Genomic DNA, 15625 nt, shown 5'->3' with positions numbered 1-15625 from the left:
TTGGATTCATTGGAGAGCGGAAGACGCCGTGCTATACAGACGTCATGAGCGAACGAACCATGTCGGACGAACACAAAGCTGCTATTGCCGCGGGTCGCATCGAGGCTGCAGCAGTGCGGGATTATCTTGAAGCCCTCGAAACGCACCGGCCCCGGCCAGGTCGCAGGCAGAGCGCAGAATCGCTGAACGCCAAGAAGGACGCAATCGACGCCCAGATTGCCGAGGCAAAGCCGATTAAGCGCTTGCTGCTGATGCAGGAGCGTCGGGACATCGAGGCAGCCATCGAAGCGCTCCAGGTAGAGCCCGATATGGCCTCCGTGGAAGAGGGTTTTGTCACTCATGCCGCCAACTACGGCCGGCGCAAGGGAATTCAGTACGCCACATGGCGTGAGTTCGGCGTCGCAGCCGACATGCTGGCCCGTGCGGGCATTACACGGGGCGGCTGACACTTCACACCGTCCGGCTTGCTGCATATATCAACGCTTCAAGCAGTCTTCGTCCATCCGTAGAGCCCAATAACTCCGACGTTGCCCGTTCGGGGTGGGGCATGAGCCCCACGACATTGCCCGTTTCGTTGCAGATGCCGGCAATGTCGTCGACCGATCCATTCGGGTTGTCGACGTATCGCATCACTACTTGGCCCTTTTGACGCATACATTGCAACGTCGACTGGTCACACACGTAGTTCCCTTCAAAGTGATTGATGGGAATGCTCAATACATCTGACGGCGACAGCCCATGCCCCAGCACATGGTCAACGGACGCCATGACGACGTGCTGCGGCTGGCACAGAAACGACAGCCCCGCATTGGGGCGAAGTGCTCCGGGCAGCAGGCCTGCCTCGGTCAATACCTGAAATCCATTGCATATCCCGACAACCGGACCGCCGGCGGCCGCGAACGATGCCACGGCGTCCATGATCGGCGAGAAGCGGGCGATTGCACCGGTGCGCAGGTAGTCGCCGTGCGCGAATCCACCCGGAATGACGACAGCATCCACACCTGCGAGCGAGGTTTCGTCACTGCGCAAGAGCGCCGTTCGAGTTCCCAGTTCTCCCAGCGCGTCGAGTGTGTCGAGATCGCAGTTCGTGCCGGGGAACTGAACGACACCGACGGTGACACTCATCGGGACGCTCGCCGGGGCATTCGTGGGGACACTCACGGGCTGCGATCAGGCACTGCAGCGCGCAGTTCGATGCGGGCGTCTTCGATCACCGGGTTCGCCAGCAGGCGGTCGCACATCTGCTCGGTGACCGAACGCGCTTCGGACGCATCCGCTGCAGCGACCTCCATGCGGATGGCCTTGCCGACCCTGACCCCGCTCACGCCGGCAAAGCCCAGCGCGGCGAGAGCCCGTTCAATCGTGGTCCCGGCCGGATCTGCGATCTCGGCGCGTGGCGAGACCTCCACCAGAACGTCCCAGCGATTCATGAAGCGACGGCTCCGGCCCGTACGCCCGGATGCGTCAGCCAGTCATCGAACGACTCGCCGGTCAGCGTCTCGTACGCCTCGATGTAGCGGGCGCGCGTAGCCGCAACCACCTCTGCCGGCAGCGGGGGCGGGGGCGGTTCCTTGTTCCAGCCGGTGGCTTCGGTGGCGTCACGCACCGGCTGCTTGTCGAGCGACGGAGGCGATGCACCTGGCTGCCAGTGATCCTTGGGCCAGAAACGAGACGAATCGGGTGTGAGCCACTCATCCGCGATGACCAGGGTGCCGTCCACGTAGCCGAGCTCGAACTTGGTGTCCGCGATGATGATCCCCCGCTCCGAGGCATGGGCCGCCGCCGTGCTGTAGGCATCAACGCACACTTGGCGGGCGGCCGCAGCCGCCTCGTCGCCGACCAGCTCGGCGGCTGCGGCGAATGAGATGTTCACGTCGTGGCCATCGGTCGCTTTGGTGGATGGCGTGAAGACGGGTTCATCGAGCTGCTGCGACTCGAGCAGGCCGGCCGGCAGCGGCTCGTCGTGCATGGTGCCGTGCTGCCGGTACTCCTTCCATGCCGAGCCGGTGATGTACCCGCGCACGATGCATTCGATCGGCAGCATCTCCGCGCGGCGGACGAGGAGCGCTCGCCCGGCCCATTCAGGTCGCCGTGCTGCCGCTGGGAAGTCGCTGGGATCGCCCGAGACCACATGGGTCGGCGCGATGTCGCCGAGCCAGGTTGACCACCACGCCGTCATGGCCGTCAGCACGCGGCCCTTGTCCGGCACGGGTTCGTCGAACACCACATCGAAGGCCGAGATGCGGTCGCTTGCGACCATCAGCAGATGGCGGTCGTCGACGCGGTACATCTCGCGCACCTTCCCGCGGTGCACTAGCTCAAGCTCGCTCACATCGGCCCTTTCGTCCTTGCTGGCTTGTCATTGCTGGCGTGTCATCGTCGGTCGGCGCTGCGCCGCTCACCACCTGGCTCACAGCACCGGGCCGGGCTCGTAGTCGACCGCGGCGCCGTACCGCTGCGCCACCTTGCCCGCAGCGGCCACGAACTCGTCGACGTGATCGCCGGCACGGCCGCTGAACGACGCCGGATCCGCGAGCGCCGCCGCGACCTCATCCGCACTGAGCTGCAGATCGGGGTCTGCAACGATGCGGGCCGCGAGATCGTTGCGGTCGACGGTGCCCTCGCGAAGCGCCAAGACCGCCGCAGTTGCATGGGCACCGATGCGCTCGTGCGCTTCCTCGCGGCCGGCGCCCGCTGCCACGGCAGCAGCCAACAGGCGAGTGGTGGCAAGAAACGGCAGGTACGCGGCCAGCTCGGCTTCGATCCGGGCCGGGAAGACGGCGAAGCCGTCCATGACGCTGAAGGCAGTCTCCAGTGCTCCGTCGAGCGCGAAGAACGCGTCGGGGAGCACGATGCGACGCACGACCGAGCAGCTCACATCGCCTTCGTCCCATTGATCACCGGCGAGCTGTGAGGCCATCGTCAGGTGCCCTCGCAGGATGGTCAGCAGGCCGGTGATTCGCTCGCACGAGCGGGTGTTCATCTTGTGCGGCATTGCCGACGAACCGACTTGGCCCGCAGCGAAGCCCTCGGTCACCAGCTCGTGACCGGCGCCGAGCCGCACGGTGAGTGCCAGGTTGCCGAGCGGCGCCGCCGCGGCAACCAGCGCTGCGACGACGTCGAGGTCGAGCGAGCGGGGATAGATCTGCCCGCCGGAGCCGAGCACACGTTCGAAGCCCAGCTCGTCGGCGATGCGGCGCTCCAGGCGGTCCAGGGCCGCCCGGTCGCCACCCACCAGCTCGAGCATGTCCTGCTGCGTGCCCACCGGCCCGCGGATGCCGCGCAACGGGTAACGCGCGACGAGCTCTTCGATGCGTGCGAGCGACACGGCCGCCTCGGTGCCGATCGTGGCCCAGCGCTTTCCCAGCGTGGTGGCCTGCGCCGGCACATTGTGCGTGCGCGCCGTCATCACGAGATTCCGATGGGCGCTCGCCAGTGCCGCGATGCGCACGATGAACGCCGCCATGCGCTCGGCAACCAAACCCAACGCTGCTTTGACCTGGCATTGCTCGACGTTCTCGGTGACATCGCGCGAGGTCATCGCGCGATGGATCTGCTGGTAGCCGGCCAGCGCACAGAATTCCTCGATGCGCGCCTTCACGTCATGGCGCGTGATCCGTTCCCGCTCGGTGATCGAGTCGAGATCGACGTGGGTGACGGCATCGCGATACGCGTCCAGCGCGCCGTCGGGCACATCGACACCCGCTTCTCGCTGCGCTTCGAGCACTGCTATCCACAGCCGCCGTTCGAGGATGACCTTGTGGCGGGGTGACCACAGTTCGGCCATCTCGGCCGAGGCGTAGCGCGTCGCCAGGACGTTGGGGATGACGTCCCGGCTCATATCGATGTCACCGGGCACCAGCGGCGCGGAACTCGTCCAAGCGGTCGGCGAGCCCCGGATCAGTCACCGCCAGCATCTCGACGACCAGCACGGCCGCATTTGCCGAGCCGTTCACCGCCACGGTCGCGACCGGGATGCCCTTGGGCATCTGCACCGTGGACAGCAACGCGTCGAGGCCGTCGGCGAGGCCGCCGCTGAGCGGCACGCCGATCACCGGCAAGGTGGTATGCGCGGCCACCACGCCGGCCAGATGTGCCGCCATGCCGGCTCCGCAGATGACCGCAGCGAAGCCGGCGTCGCGCGCCCCGGTTGCGAACGATGCCACCGCGGCAGGCGTGCGGTGAGCGCTCATCACCTCGGTGACATGGGAGATGCCGAACCTGTCGAGCATCTCGGCGGCGGGTGCCATCTTCGACTCATCGTTCGGCGATCCCATCAAGATGGCGACCTTCATCACAGTGCTCCCCGGCATCGATCAGCTCCGTCGTTGAGTCTCGCCGCCCCGAGGGGGCAGCGGGGAGATTTCCGCAGCGGCGATGTCGGTGCGGTAGGTCATCCCAGGCCAGCTGATGCAGCGGACAGCTTCGTACGCTCGGCGGCGGGCGGCAGCCACGTCCGGCCCGCGGCCGCACACGTTCAGCACACGGCCGCCGGCCGTCACGAGCGAACCGGGCGGCGTTGATGGATCGTCGCAGGGTCCGACGCCCGCACAGAAAACCGTCACGCCGGGCATCGCCCGGGCATGCTCGATCCCTGTGATGAGATCGCCGGCCCGCGGGTCGCTCGGGTATCCCTCGGCCGCGCAGACGACGCACACCATGGCGTCGTCGGACACATCGATGCGGTCGTCCGACTCCCCCGCTGCCGCCGCGGCCAGCAGCTCGGCGAGGTCGCCTTGGACGCGTGGCAACGTGACCTGCGCCTCAGGATCGCCGAATCGGACGTTGAACTCCAGCAGCCGAGGCCCGCGTGGCGTCAGCATGAAGCCCGCGTACAGCACGCCGCGGTAGTCGACGCCCCGGCGCTGCAACTCGGCCAGCGTCGGCTCGAACGCCAGCGCGCCCAGATCAGCACAGGTCGCCCGATCGACATCGGCCAGCGGCGAGACGCAGCCCATCCCGCCGGTGTTCGGCCCCGAGTCACCGTCGCCCAGGCGCTTGTGATCGCGCACCGCCGTCGGCAGCAGCACGGCACGGCGGCCGTCACAGATCGCGAACAGCGAGACCTCCGGGCCCACCAGTCCTTCCTCGATGACGATGCGGCGTCCGGCGTCTCCGAAGGCAGTGCCATCCAGCTTGGCGTCGATGTCAGCATGCGCTGCGGCCAGCTCATCGGTGACCAGCACACCCTTGCCCGCAGCCAGCCCGCTGGTCTTGATGACGTACGGAGGCGGCAGCGTCTCCAAGTAGGCATGCGCCTCGCGGCGGCTCGCCTCCTCCCCGTCGAACGTCCGGTACGCGGCAGTCGGAACGCCCGCCGCACTCACCACTTCCTTCATCCACGCCTTGGAGCCCTCGAGCGCAGCGCCGTCGGCGCCCGGGCCGAACACGAGCCGCCCATCTGCGCGCAGCCGGTCGGCCAGGCCGTCGGCCAGGGGTCCTTCGGGACCGATCACGAACAAGTCGGCGTCGATGTCGCCCGGCGGTATCGCAACGCTGCCCTCGATGCCGGCATTGCCCGGTGTGACCACGACATCGGCGGTCCGGCGCAGCGTCTCAGCGAATGCGTGCTCTCGCCCGCCCTGGCCGACAACACACACTCTCACCGGCACATCCCTGACTCAGCCCGGCTCCAAGCGCCGGACCCGATCTCGCAGCTCACGCTGCGCTGTATCCGATGTCGCAGCTCACGCTGCACTGCATCCAATGTCGCAGCTCACGCTGCGAACTTGATGTACTGCTCGCGGCCGGGGCCGACGCAGACATACCGGATCGGCAGACCAAGCTGGCGTTCGAGAAAGACGATGTAGTCGACGGCCTGCCGCGGCAGCTGCCACCGTTCGGTCACCTTGTCGAGCGGCGTCTTCCAGCCCGGCAGCGTGGCCCACACCGGCACCGCCCGATCATGCAGCGAGCGCAGGTGCGGTAGGTAGTCGTAGCGCTGGCCGTCGACTTCGTACGCCACGCAGACTTTGATCGAGTCGAGTTCGTCGAGCACGTCAAGCTTCGTGAGCGCAATCTCGGTGCAGGCGTTGAGGCGCACCGCCTGCCGGCCCATCACGGCATCGAACCAGCCGCAGCGGCGGCGGCGCCCGGTGTTGGTACCGAACTCAGCGCCTCGCTCCACCAGCTGGTCGCCGATCTCGTCGTGCAGCTCGGTCACGAAGGGGCCCGAACCGACGCGGGTGGTGTACGCCTTGGCGATGCCGATGACCTGGTCAATGGCGCCAGGACCGATGCCCGAGCCGACCAGGGCAAAGCCCGCCACCGGATTCGACGAGGTCACAAAGGGGTAGGTCCCGTGGTCGAGGTCCAAGAAGGTGGCCTGGGCACCCTCGAACAGGACCCGCTCACCCGCATGCAGCGCCTCGTGCAGCCAGCCCACCGTGTCGCCGATGTACGGCGCGAGGCGGGGCGCCACCTCATCGATCAGCCGATCAGCGAGCTCGCCCGGGTCGACGCCGGGATGGTCGTGCACCTGGCGCAGGTAGTCGTTGCGGTCGGCGAGCACAGCCGCAAGCCGCTCGCGCAGCGTTGCCGGCTCAAGCAGATCCTCGACACGCAGGCCGACCCGTGCGGCCTTGTCGGCGTAGGCGGGTCCGATGCCGCGTTTCGTCGTGCCCAGCTTTGCGTCACCTCGCTGTGCTTCTGACAGCTCGTCGGCGATCTGGTGGTACGGGAGTACGAGGTGCGACGCGGGGCTCAGCATCAGCCTGCTGCAGTCGACGCCTCGCCCACTGAGCATGTCGATTTCGTCGATCAGCACCCAAGGATTGACGACCACGCCGTTGCCGATGATCGGCGTCACGTGGTTGTAGAGCACACCGCTGGGAATGAGCTGCAGGGCGAATGTCTCGCCGTCGACGACGATCCTGTGCCCCGCGTTGTGGCCGCCCTGGTAGCGGACGACGTGCTGGCATTCCTTTGCGACGACGTCGACGATGCGGCCCTTGCCCTCATCGCCCCATTGCATTCCTACGACGATCGAGCCGGGCATGATTCAGCTGATCGCCCGCCGGCAGGATGCCTTGGTCGTCACCAAATCAGTCTAGGGACTGACCCCTCCGGGACCGCCGGATTTCCGGCCGATTCGGCCTGTCGACGGACCGGTCAGGAGGCCCGTGCAAGCAGTTGGGCGTCGTCGCCGGCCTGAGGCCCGACGCCTTCGCGGAGCGGCAGGGTGCTCAGACCGAACGAGCCCTCGACGTTGTCCACCGTCACGGTGTCGCCGTCGGCGAATGTGCCGTCGAGCAGGCCGGAGGCCAGCGGGTCGGTCAGCTCGCGCTGGATCAGCCGCCGAAGCGGCCGAGCGCCGTACGCGGGGTCATACCCGCGATTGGCGAGCAGCTCCGCGGCGGCAGCGGTCACGTCCAGCGTGATCTCGCGATCAACAAGGCGGGCGCGCAGGATCTCCAGCTGCCGCTCGGCAATGGCAGCCACGTCGCTGCGGCTGAGCGCGTCGAACTGCAAGATCTCGTCGACACGGTTGATGAACTCCGGAGCGAAGAACTCAGCAGGATCGGTGGCCAGGTTGGACGTCATGATGAGCACGACGTTGGAGAAGTCCACTGTGCGCCCCCGACCGTCGGTCAGCCGGCCGTCGTCGAGCACCTGCAGCAGCACGCTGAACACATCGGTGTGCGCCTTCTCGATCTCGTCGAGCAAGACCACGGAGTAGGGCCGTCGCCGGACCGCCTCGGTCAGCTGGCCGCCGTCGTCGTGGCCGATGTAGCCGGGAGGCGCGCCGATGAGGCGGCTCACCGAGTGCCGCTCGAGATACTCGGACATGTCGATGCGAACCATGGCGCGCTCGTCGTCGAAGAGCGCTTCGGCCAGCGCACGCGCCAGCTCGGTCTTGCCGACACCGGTCGGACCCAGGAACAGGAAGCTGCCGATGGGCCGATCAGGCTCGCTCAGCCCAGCGCGGCTGCGACGGATTGCGTTCGCCACTGCCGCCACCGCATGACGCTGGCCGACGACCCGCTCCGCCAGGGTTTCCTCCAGGTGCACCAGCTTGTGCACTTCGCCCTCCAACAAGCGACTCGTGGCAATGCCGGTCCAGCGCGACACGACCTCGGCGATGTCGTTTGCATCCACCTCTTCGCGGAGGATCCGCTTGCCGTCTTGCAGCCGAGCCAGCTCGCCCGCCGCCTCATCGAGACGCCGGTGCACGTCCGGCAGTTGCCCGAAGCGGATCTCCGCCGCGCGTTCGAGATCTGTCTCGCGTTCCACTTGGGCCGCCAGCGATTCCGCCTCAGACTTCAGCGCCCGGATCTGGCCAATGGCCTCCTTCTCTGCTTGCCAGTGCGCCTTGAGGGCCGCCGCCTGCTCGCGCTGGGATGCCAGCTCTGCTGTGATGTCGGCGAGCCTCTGAGATTCGGGTCCCGGATCGGGAAGCTGCCCATTCGAGGTCTCGTCGCCGCTCAGCGCCAACTGCTCGATCTCGAGCTGGCGGATGCGGCGCTCGCAAATGTCGATCTCGAGCGGCACCGAGTCGATCTCGATCCGCAAGCGGCTCGCAGCCTCGTCCATCAGGTCGATGGCCTTGTCGGGCAGAAAACGCTCACGCAGGTACCGGTCGGACAGGGTGACCGCCGCGACCAGCGCGGCATCGGTGATGCGCACGCCGTGGTGGACCTCGTAGCGCTCCTTCAGGCCCCGCAGGATGGCCACTGCATCGGTGACCGCCGGTTCGCCCACGTAGACCGGCGCGAAGCGCCGTTCCAGTGCCGCATCGTCTTCGATGTGCTGGCGGTACTCGTCGAGCGTCGTGGCACCCACCAGTCGCAGCTGGCCCCGAGCCAGCATCGGCTTGAGCATGTTCGCGGCGTCGAGCGAGCTGTCGCCGCCCGCGCCGGCGCCGACCAGCGTGTGCACCTCGTCCAGGAACGTGATGACCTCGCCGTCGGAGTCGGCGATCTCGTTGAGCACTGCCTCAAGTCGTTCCTCGAACTCACCCCGGTACTTGGCCCCCGCCACCATGGCGGCCAGATCCAAGGCGACGACTCGCTTGTCGCGCAGTCCCTCAGGGACGTCTCCCTCGGCGATGCGGCGGGCCAGGCCTTCGACGATCGCCGTCTTGCCGACGCCTGGCTCGCCGATCAGCACAGGGTTGTTCTTGGTGCGCCGCGACAGCACCTGGATGATCCGTCGGATCTCGTCGTCGCGGCCGATGACGGGATCGAGCCTGTCATCGCGTGCCTCTTCGGTGAGATCCCGGCCGAATCGCTCAAGTGCGTCATAGGAGTTCTCTGGCGTCGGCGATGTCACTCGCGTGCTGCCGCGCAGCTCGGCGACGAGCGATGCCAGCACATCACGGTCGGCATCGAGGTCGTCTGCGAGCGCCAGCAACAGGTGCTCAGTGGACAGGTAGTCGTCGCCCATGCGGGCGCGCTCGGCGTCGGCAGCTTGCAGCGTCTCAGCCAGTTCCCCGGCGAGCGCTGGTTGCGCTGGTGCCTGGGTGCTGAAGCTGCGAGGCAGGCGCTCGAGCGCCTCGATCGCGCTCCGGCGCACGACGGCCGGTTCGATGCCGGCGCGTGTGAGCAGGGGCAGCACCAAGCCCTCGGGTTGGGAGACGAGCGCAGCCAGCAGGTGCGCCCGGGTGACTTCCGGGTGACCCTGGCTCTGCGCCGTTCGGGCCGCCGAGGCCAGTGCTTCTTGGCACTTGTGCGTCAGCGGGCTGGACGGCAGCGGGGAGTTGCGGGGATCAGCGTCATTATTCATGACTCTGATTATATCAAAAAACTTGATAACAATATACTCAAGTTGGACGATTCGGGCCTGTTCCGGGCCGCGGGATGAGATCGGTCTGCGGCAACGGCACCAGGTCACGCCGGTACTGGCGGTGCGTCTCGGCCACCAAGGCTGCTGCCTCGCTCTGCATGTCGGCCAGCTTGCGCTCCAACGCCGCCACGCGCTCCTCCAGTTCCAGCACGCGCTTGACGCCCGCCAGGTTGAGGCCCTCGCTGGTGAGCTGACTGATCCGATTCAGCATGGCAATGTCGCGGTCGCTGTAGCGACGGCTGCCGCCAGAGGTGCGTGCTGGAGCCAGCAGACCCTTGCGTTCGTAGATGCGCAGCGTCTGGGCATGCACGCCGGCGAGCTCGGCCGCCACCGAGATGACATAGAGCGCCCGGTTGCGCTCTGAGGCGGACGGCGGTCGTCTTGGTTGTTCGCTCATGGCTGTGCCCCTTGGCCGCTATCGCTGAGCTCCTGCAGCGTCGGCGAGTGTCGCCGGTTCCGGCTCGGCATCGCGCTGTCGCCGGCTGGTGCCTTCGGTGAAGTCAGCAACGTCGCGCAGCGCCTCGATGGCCGCTTGCTCCGCCGAGGACAGCTTCGTCGGTACCACGATCTCGACGCTCACCAGCAGGTCGCCGGTTCCACGGCGGGTCGCTATGCCGCGACCACGCACCCGGAATGTCTTGCCCGACGGCGTTCCCGGCGGGATGCGCAGGGTCACCGAGTCGCCGCTGAAATCCAGCACCCGCACATCGGCGCCGAAGACGGCTTCGGGATAGGTGATGGGCACGCTGATGGTCAGATTCCGGCCGTCCCGGCCGAAGTCTGCATCGGGTGCCACGTCGACCACCACGAACAGGTCGCCGTTCGGCCCCCCGCCCGCTCCCGGCGAGCCCTTGCCCGCCAGCCTGATCCGGCCGTTGTCGTCGACGCCGGCGGGAATGCGCACCTTGACCTTCCGCATCCCGCCGGATGTCGAGTCGGGCACGGCAACCTCGGTGACGACTCCCTCGACCGCATCGCGGAACGAGATCCCGATGCGGGTTTCCAGGTCGTGGCCGCGCATCGGCATGGGGCCGCTGCGGCCTGCTCGACCGCGGCCGTCGCCGAAGAGGTTGCCGAATATGCCGCCCAGGTCGCCGAGATCCTCAATGCGGATGCTGAAGCCGCCCGGGCCCGACGCGAAGCCGCCCATCTGGGGGCCGAAGCCGGCGGGACCCAAGCGCCGTGCCTCGTCGTAGGCCGCTCGCTTCTCGGTATCGCCGACGACGTCATATGCCGCGGAGATCTGCTTGAAGCGCTCCTCGTTGCCCGCGCTGGAGTCCGGGTGGTGCTTGCGCGCGAGCTTCCTGTACGCCTTGGTGATCTCCTTGTCCGACGCATCGGGCGAGACACCCAGGGCTGCGTAGTAGTCGGTCTCGAACCACTCGCGTCGTGGGTCCATCGCGGTCCCCTACCCCGTGCGCACCTTGACCATGGCAGCACGCAGCACACGGCCGTCGAAACGGAAGCCGCTGCGCAACTCCGCGGTCACCAGCTGGCGGGAAGCGGCTGGGTCACCATCGGTGTCCCCCGCTGCGCCGTCGGTTTCGGGGGCACCGTCGCTGGCGGGCTCGCCGGCCTCGGCGGCAGGTGTCTCCTCGATCGTGACTGCCTCATGCTGGGTGGGGTCGAACGGCTCGCCGACGGCGTCGATGCGTTCGAGTCCTGCCTTGCCCAGGGCCACCATGAGCGACTGGCCCACGGCGGCCACTTCGCTGTGCCCTTGGGCCGTCGCCGCGTCGCATCCGTCGAGCACCGGCAGCAGCGACTCGACCAGCCGGCTCACTCCGGCGGAGACCTGCTGGCGGCGATCCGCCTCGACTCGCTTCCGGAAGTTCTGGAACTCTGCCCGCTGGCGCTGGAGCTGGTCGAGATAGTCGTCTCGCTCGGCGGTCACCTCGTCAAGCTGCGACTGCAGGTCAGCCCGTTCCGCCAGATCGTCCAAGCCAGGCTCGTCCAGAGCTGGCGGGCTCTCGCCGGCGGCTTCGGTAGGCGCCGCATCGAGCTCGCCGTCGAGCTCGGCCTCGGTCTCGCTCACTTCTCCTCGTCCACGATCTCCGCGTCGACGACGTCGTCGTCGGCACCGGTGCCGTCAGCACCGGCGGCGCTGTCCGAGGCCGCGGACTCGTACAGCTTCTGGCTGAACGCGCCGCTGGCCGCAGCGAGCGTCTCGGTGGCAGAGCGGATGGCATCGAGGTCGTCGCTCTCGAGCGCCTCGCTTGCGGCAGCCAGGGCAGACTCCACGGGTTCCTTGTCGTCAGCCGAGACGCTGTCGCCCTGCTCATCGAGCAGCTTGCGGGTCTGGTACACGAGCGTGTCCGCGTTGTTGCGGATCTCGGCCTCTTCGCGCCGGCGAGCATCCTCCGCGGCGTGCGCCTCGGCATCGGACACCATCCGTTCGATCTCCTCGGGAGACATCGCCGACTGCCCGGTGATGGTGATGGACTGCTCCTTGCTCGTCGCGCTGTCCTTCGCAGACACGTGGACGATGCCGTTCGCGTCGATGTCGAACGCCACCTCGATCTGCGGGACGCCTCGCGGCGCCGGTGGCAGGCCGACGAGCTGGAACTTGCCCAGGGTCTTGTTGCCGGCGGCCATCTCACGCTCGCCCTGCAGTACGTGAATCTCCACGGACGGCTGGCCGTCTTCAGCGGTGGTGAACATCTCCGACCGGCGCGTGGGGATCGTGGTGTTGCGCTCGATGAGCCGTGTCATCACGCCGCCCTTGGTCTCGATGCCCAGGCTGAGCGGTGTGACGTCCAGCAGCAGCACGTCGGTGACGTCGCCCTTGAGCACCCCGGCCTGGATGGCCGCGCCGACGGCAACCACCTCATCGGGGTTGACGCCCTTGTGGGGCTCGCGGCCGGTCAGCTCGGTGACCAGCTTCTGCACGGCGGGCATGCGGGTGGAACCGCCGACCAGGATCACATGGTCGATGTCGGCCTTCGCCAGGCCGGCATCGGAGATTGCCTGCTCGAAGGGGGAACGGCAGCGCTTCAGCAGGTCGAAGGTGAGCTCTTCGAACTTGGCTCGCGTCATCTCGTAGTCGAGGTGCAGGGGGCCGCTGTCGGTCGCCGTGATGAACGGCAGGTTGATCTGGGTGGTCTGCTTGGACGACAGGTCCTTCTTGGCCTGCTCGGCTGCCTCCCGCAGCCGCTGGCATGCCATGGCGTCGGTGCTCAGGTCCACCCCGTGGTCGCCCTTGAACGAGTCGACCAGCCACGACACCACGGTCGCATCCCAGTCGTCGCCGCCGAGATGTGTGTCGCCCGCGGTGGACTTCACCTCGAAGACACCGTCGCCGATCTCGAGCACCGACACGTCGAAGGTGCCGCCGCCGAGGTCGAACACCAGGATGGTCTGGTCCTCGGTCTCCTTGTCGAGGCCGTAGGCCAGGGCAGCGGCGGTCGGCTCGTTGATGATCCGCAGCACGTCGAGACCGGCGATCTTGCCGGCCTCGGTGGTGGCGGTTCGCTGGGCATCGTCGAAGTACGCGGGCACGGTGATCACGGCCTCGGTGACGGTGTCGCCGATGTACTGCTCGGCGTCGCGCTTCAGCTTCTGCAGCACTCGGGCCGAGATCTCCTGCGGCGTGTAGTTCTTGTCGTCGACTTCCTTGCCCCAGGTGGTGCCCATGTGCCGCTTGACCGAGGCAATGGTCCGATCGGGGTTCGTGACTGCCTGCCGCTTCGCGACTTCCCCGGTCAGCACCTCGCCGTTGCGGGCGAAGGCCACCACTGACGGCGTCGTGCGGTCGCCTTCGGCATTCGCGATGACGGTGGGCTCACCGCCTTCCATGGCCGACACCACCGAGTTGGTGGTTCCGAGGTCAATTCCGACAGCCTTGGGCATCGTTGCGCCTTTCGTGGTCAGGCATCCCGACCGAATCTGGTCAGGAATGTGAACTAGTAGCACAGACAAGCATATAACTTGAGTGTTTTACTAGCAACTTCTCTAAGTGATGCTACCGGCCTCGCCGCGGGCTACCGTGCACGCCCATGTCACCGGCCGGCGCCACGCACATCCTCGTGCTCCTGCGCCATGGCCAGAGCGCCTGGAATCTCGAGAACCGGTTTACCGGTTGGTGGGACGTCGGGCTGACGGACGACGGCCAAGCTGAAGCCCGTGCCGCCGGCGAGGCACTCCTGGCGGCCGGCATCGAACCCGACATCGTGCACACGTCGCTCCTGCGGCGTGCCATTCAGACCGCCAACACGACGCTCGACGCGATGGATCGCGCCTGGCTGCCGGTGCGGCGGCACTGGCGGCTGAACGAGCGGCACTACGGAGCGCTCACCGGCCTGAACAAGGCCGAGATGGCCGAACAGCACGGCGCCGACCAAGTCCATCTCTGGCGTCGCAGCTACGACGTGCCTCCCCCGCCGATCCCCCCCGACCACGAATTCGACGTCGCAGGCGATCCGCGTTATGCCGACCTGGCTGCGGGCAGCGTGCCGCGCACCGAGTGTCTCGCCGACGTCGTGACGAGACTGCTGCCCTACTGGCACGACGGCATAGCGCCCGATCTCCGGGCAGGACGCACGGTGCTGGTGGCAGCCCACGGCAACAGCCTGCGAGCGCTCGTGAAACATCTCGACGGCATCAGCGACGCCGACATCGCCGAGCTCAACATCCCCACCGGCGCACCGCTGGTGTACGACCTCAACGCCGACCTCAGGGTCGCCGACGCGCAATCAGTCGAAGACCGCTACCTCCGCTGAGCAGCGCCTGGAGGCACCAGCCACATAGCGGCGAGGGCGGCAGTGAACTCTGCGACGTTGCGACCTGCTGGATCGCTGGTCGCTGAGGGCGCTGCCGCCCTCGCCGCGGGCGAACACTGAACGCGGTCTGGCTACAAGGCGTCGATGCCGCGCTCGCCGGTGCGGATGCGCACAACGCTGTTCACCGAGGTGACCCACACCTTGCCGTCGCCGATGCGCTCAGTCCGAGTGGACTCGACAATGGCGTCCACCACCCGCTCCGCCAGCTCGGTCGCGACCAGCACTTCGATGCGGACCTTCGGAATGAAGTCGACGTGGTACTCGGTACCCCGGTAGGTCTCGGTGTGGCCGCCCTGACGGCCGAATCCCCGTACCTCCGACGCGGTGAGCCCGGTGATGTCAAGATCCCGCAGCGCCTCGAGCACCATCTCGAGCCGGTGCGGCTTGATGACCGCTGTCACCATTGCAACCGGGGCCTCAACCATTGCGCCCTCCTCAGCCTCTGTAGCGTCGCACGCCGCGGGGCCAATTGCACGCGACCCGTCCGGTAGATGGACGGCGGGCGCTAGTCTCTGGCGCGTCTTGGGGGCCGGGCGCATGCTACGGTCCGGCGCTTGTGGACCGGCGGGTCCCGGCGCAACAGGGCACTGCGGCAAGGAGCGGGATATGTCTGTAGCGAATCGTGCGGAGAGTCTTCGTGAAGTTGACCTGTTCTCCGACTGCAGCAAGAAGGAACTCCAGCACATCGCACGCAAGGCCGAGCAAGTCGATTTCACGGCCGGCGACAACATCGTCGAGGAGGGCAGCGGCGGTGCGATGGCCGGTTACGCGTTCGTGATCGTGCACGGCACGGCGGTGGTGCGGCGCAACGGGCGCAAGGTCGCTGAGATCGGCCCAGGCGAGTCCATCGGCGAGATGGCGCTCTTCGACGACGGCCCGCGCACCGCGTCGGTCGTGGCTGCCACCGACATGGAGACGATCATGCTGTCGCGGCGGGAGCTGAAAGGCATCATCGACAGCACGCCGTCCGTGGCGCACAAGCTGCTGTCGGAGCTGGCCGGTCGCCTGCGCAAGGCGAACCGCAAGCTCTACGGCTGAGCCGCTCACCGGCTCCCGGCAGTCGC

General features: G+C 67.4%; 16 protein-coding genes. 3 read left to right on the top strand and 13 right to left on the bottom strand.

The genetic code is table 11. The features are described 5' to 3' along the window. The first annotated feature begins 44 nt into the window (after positions 1–44). The gene (locus tag ACOGXE_RS08840; RefSeq protein WP_419930570.1) at positions 45–446 is read left to right on the top strand and encodes a hypothetical protein; all 402 of its coding nucleotides are present in this window, start codon (positions 45–47) and stop codon (positions 444–446) included. 4 nt (positions 447–450) lie between these two features. On the opposite strand, the gene purQ is transcribed toward ACOGXE_RS08840, so the two are convergent. The 12 genes from purQ to dnaK all read right to left on the bottom strand — a co-directional run bounded on the left by purQ (position 451) and on the right by dnaK (position 13632). After that, positions 451–1125, bottom strand: coding sequence for a phosphoribosylformylglycinamidine synthase subunit PurQ (purQ, locus tag ACOGXE_RS08835; protein WP_419930569.1), 675 nt, complete (start codon positions 1123–1125; stop codon positions 451–453). Positions 1126–1157: 32 nt separating this feature from the next. Next, complete coding sequence (gene purS, locus ACOGXE_RS08830) at positions 1158–1430, bottom strand: phosphoribosylformylglycinamidine synthase subunit PurS (protein WP_419930568.1); 273 nt, start codon at positions 1428–1430, stop codon at positions 1158–1160. Beyond that, entirely contained in the window at positions 1427–2332 is a 906-nt protein-coding gene (locus ACOGXE_RS08825) for a phosphoribosylaminoimidazolesuccinocarboxamide synthase (protein ID WP_419930567.1), read from the bottom strand. Before ACOGXE_RS08825 ends, purS begins: the two co-directional genes overlap by 4 nt. 78 nt (positions 2333–2410) lie before the next feature. Beyond that, positions 2411–3841 carry an adenylosuccinate lyase gene (gene purB / locus ACOGXE_RS08820; protein WP_419933501.1) on the bottom strand — a complete coding sequence of 477 codons (1431 nt, stop codon included), beginning with the start codon at positions 3839–3841 and terminating at the stop codon, positions 2411–2413. A gap of 7 nt (positions 3842–3848) precedes the next feature. After that, complete coding sequence (purE, locus tag ACOGXE_RS08815; protein ID WP_419930566.1) at positions 3849–4295, bottom strand: 5-(carboxyamino)imidazole ribonucleotide mutase; 447 nt, start codon at positions 4293–4295, stop codon at positions 3849–3851. Between the two features lie 21 nt (positions 4296–4316). Then, positions 4317–5606, bottom strand: a complete 1290-nt coding sequence (gene purD / locus ACOGXE_RS08810; RefSeq protein ID WP_419930565.1) for a phosphoribosylamine--glycine ligase — start codon at positions 5604–5606, stop codon at positions 4317–4319. A 110-nt stretch (positions 5607–5716) separates the two neighbouring features. Further along, positions 5717–6997: an adenylosuccinate synthase gene (locus ACOGXE_RS08805; protein WP_419930564.1), complete on the bottom strand. Its 1281-nt coding sequence runs from the start codon at positions 6995–6997 to the stop codon at positions 5717–5719. A 113-nt stretch (positions 6998–7110) separates the two neighbouring features. Further along, positions 7111–9723, bottom strand: a complete 2613-nt coding sequence (locus ACOGXE_RS08800) for an ATP-dependent Clp protease ATP-binding subunit (protein ID WP_419930563.1) — start codon at positions 9721–9723, stop codon at positions 7111–7113. A gap of 37 nt (positions 9724–9760) precedes the next feature. Next, entirely contained in the window at positions 9761–10180 is a 420-nt protein-coding gene (locus tag ACOGXE_RS08795; protein WP_419930562.1) for a heat shock protein transcriptional repressor HspR, read from the bottom strand. Positions 10181–10198: 18 nt separating this feature from the next. Next, entirely contained in the window at positions 10199–11182 is a 984-nt protein-coding gene (locus ACOGXE_RS08790; RefSeq protein WP_419930561.1) for a DnaJ C-terminal domain-containing protein, read from the bottom strand. A 9-nt stretch (positions 11183–11191) separates the two neighbouring features. Further along, the gene (locus tag ACOGXE_RS08785; protein ID WP_419930560.1) at positions 11192–11818 is read right to left on the bottom strand and encodes a nucleotide exchange factor GrpE; all 627 of its coding nucleotides are present in this window, start codon (positions 11816–11818) and stop codon (positions 11192–11194) included. Beyond that, positions 11815–13632, bottom strand: a complete 1818-nt coding sequence (dnaK, locus tag ACOGXE_RS08780) for a molecular chaperone DnaK (RefSeq protein WP_419930559.1) — start codon at positions 13630–13632, stop codon at positions 11815–11817. Before dnaK ends, ACOGXE_RS08785 begins: the two co-directional genes overlap by 4 nt. Before the next feature lie 146 nt (positions 13633–13778). Between dnaK and gpmA the strand changes: the two genes are divergently transcribed. Continuing rightward, complete coding sequence (gene gpmA / locus ACOGXE_RS08775) at positions 13779–14501, top strand: 2,3-diphosphoglycerate-dependent phosphoglycerate mutase (RefSeq protein WP_419930558.1); 723 nt, start codon at positions 13779–13781, stop codon at positions 14499–14501. 131 nt (positions 14502–14632) lie between these two features. On the opposite strand, the gene ACOGXE_RS08770 is transcribed toward gpmA, so the two are convergent. Then, positions 14633–14986 (bottom strand): P-II family nitrogen regulator, encoded by a 354-nt coding sequence (locus ACOGXE_RS08770; RefSeq protein ID WP_419930557.1) that lies wholly within the window; start codon positions 14984–14986, stop codon positions 14633–14635. A gap of 181 nt (positions 14987–15167) precedes the next feature. Between ACOGXE_RS08770 and ACOGXE_RS08765 the strand changes: the two genes are divergently transcribed. Continuing rightward, on the top strand, positions 15168–15599 hold the full coding sequence (locus tag ACOGXE_RS08765) for a Crp/Fnr family transcriptional regulator (RefSeq protein ID WP_419930556.1): 432 nt from the start codon (positions 15168–15170) through the stop codon (positions 15597–15599). Positions 15600–15625 lie beyond the last annotated feature (26 nt).

It is taken from the genome of Candidatus Poriferisodalis sp., assembly GCF_965208555.1.
Classification (GTDB): domain Bacteria; phylum Actinomycetota; class Acidimicrobiia; order Acidimicrobiales; family Poriferisodalaceae; genus Poriferisodalis.
Note: the sequence above shows the minus strand (reverse complement) of the source record. Positions and strands in the feature narration are given on the sequence as shown.

What these genes read in the sequence shown, in the direction of transcription:
- ACOGXE_RS08840 (WP_419930570.1), top strand. Translation starts at nt 45, where the DNA reads ATGAGCGAACGAACCATGTCGGACGAACACAAAGCTGCTATTGCCGCG.
- purQ (WP_419930569.1), bottom strand. Translation starts at nt 1,125, where the DNA reads ATGAGTGTCACCGTCGGTGTCGTTCAGTTCCCCGGCACGAACTGCGAT.
- purS (WP_419930568.1), bottom strand. Translation starts at nt 1,430, where the DNA reads ATGAATCGCTGGGACGTTCTGGTGGAGGTCTCGCCACGCGCCGAGATC.
- purB (WP_419933501.1), bottom strand. Translation starts at nt 3,841, where the DNA reads ATGAGCCGGGACGTCATCCCCAACGTCCTGGCGACGCGCTACGCCTCG.
- purE (WP_419930566.1), bottom strand. Translation starts at nt 4,295, where the DNA reads ATGAAGGTCGCCATCTTGATGGGATCGCCGAACGATGAGTCGAAGATG.
- ACOGXE_RS08805 (WP_419930564.1), bottom strand. Translation starts at nt 6,997, where the DNA reads ATGCCCGGCTCGATCGTCGTAGGAATGCAATGGGGCGATGAGGGCAAG.
- ACOGXE_RS08800 (WP_419930563.1), bottom strand. Translation starts at nt 9,723, where the DNA reads ATGAATAATGACGCTGATCCCCGCAACTCCCCGCTGCCGTCCAGCCCG.
- ACOGXE_RS08795 (WP_419930562.1), bottom strand. Translation starts at nt 10,180, where the DNA reads ATGAGCGAACAACCAAGACGACCGCCGTCCGCCTCAGAGCGCAACCGG.
- ACOGXE_RS08790 (WP_419930561.1), bottom strand. Translation starts at nt 11,182, where the DNA reads ATGGACCCACGACGCGAGTGGTTCGAGACCGACTACTACGCAGCCCTG.
- dnaK (WP_419930559.1), bottom strand. Translation starts at nt 13,632, where the DNA reads ATGCCCAAGGCTGTCGGAATTGACCTCGGAACCACCAACTCGGTGGTG.
- gpmA (WP_419930558.1), top strand. Translation starts at nt 13,779, where the DNA reads ATGTCACCGGCCGGCGCCACGCACATCCTCGTGCTCCTGCGCCATGGC.
- ACOGXE_RS08770 (WP_419930557.1), bottom strand. Translation starts at nt 14,986, where the DNA reads ATGGTTGAGGCCCCGGTTGCAATGGTGACAGCGGTCATCAAGCCGCAC.
- ACOGXE_RS08765 (WP_419930556.1), top strand. Translation starts at nt 15,168, where the DNA reads ATGTCTGTAGCGAATCGTGCGGAGAGTCTTCGTGAAGTTGACCTGTTC.